This window comes from Nocardiopsis sp. ATB16-24 (assembly GCF_030271535.1).
Classification (GTDB): domain Bacteria; phylum Actinomycetota; class Actinomycetes; order Streptosporangiales; family Streptosporangiaceae; genus Nocardiopsis.
This window is the reverse complement of record NZ_JASCXJ010000044.1, coordinates 1-945: the sequence shown is the minus strand read 5'-3', so window position 1 is coordinate 945 and position 945 is coordinate 1. Positions and strand designations below refer to the sequence as shown.

The window sequence follows — 945 nt, the reverse complement described above, 5'->3', positions numbered from 1 at the left end:
CATGGCCTCCTTCCAACTCTTCTTCTCCCCCCGCTCCATCGAGTCCTTCGTCAGCATCATCCGCCCCGTCAGCGAGGAACTCACCATCCTGGAGGCCCGCCTGCTCGGCAGGGCCGGCGACCTTGAGGAGGGCTTCGACTCCGCCGCCGTCCACTTCACCGACCTCATCGGCTGGGACATCAAGAGCCTGGGGTCGGAGGACTACCAGGCGTGGGTGGACGCGGCCGTCAACCTCCGCTTCGCCAGGGACGTCAACGACATGTGGGCGGACTACGTCCAGGAGTTCTGGGACACCCGCAACGAGATCTGGGACGACTGGGACGCGGCCGTGGAGGCCAAGGTCGCGCAGGTCCCGGCCAAGTACCAGGGCACCACGATCACCTCCACCGTTCCGGACCCGGCCCACTGGTTCGACTCCGACGCCAAGAAGTGCCGTGAGCTCTACGACGAGCTCAGCGGCTACCTGGAGGAGATCAAGGAGCGGGAGCAGGCCAACTGGGACAGGCACGAGGAGAACGCGGTCGAGATCAGCGGCATGCTCCTACAGGGGCCCACCGACGTCAACGTCCAAAAGCTCATCGACGGCGGCTACGCCAACCTGGCCTACGCCAACCTGGATCCGGACAAGTACCTGTTCCTGGAGTCGGACTTCGACCTGTCTCCGGAGTCGGCCGAGCAGGCCGCCGACGAGCTGGCGCCCTACTGGTCCGGTGAGAAGCCGCTGGACGGCCGCTACCACGAGCTGATGTTGGTCATGAGCATGATCGGCACCAACGCGCGCACCGCCCAGAACGACGGCAAGCCGCTGGACAGCGAGGAGATGGCCTTCCTCGACGCGTTCTACGAGCGCCTGGAGTCGGAGAACACCCCGGGACCGGGCGTACTCGGTGTGCCGGCCCAGATGGAGGGCGAGCACCTGACCGACGAAGAACGCGAGTACGCGCT

The 945-nt window shown here is 66.0% G+C and carries 1 pseudogene; it reads left to right on the top strand.

The features are described from left to right. Positions 1-945 (top strand): annotated as a pseudogene (locus PFX91_RS23020) (TPR repeat region-containing protein); the annotation flags it as partial.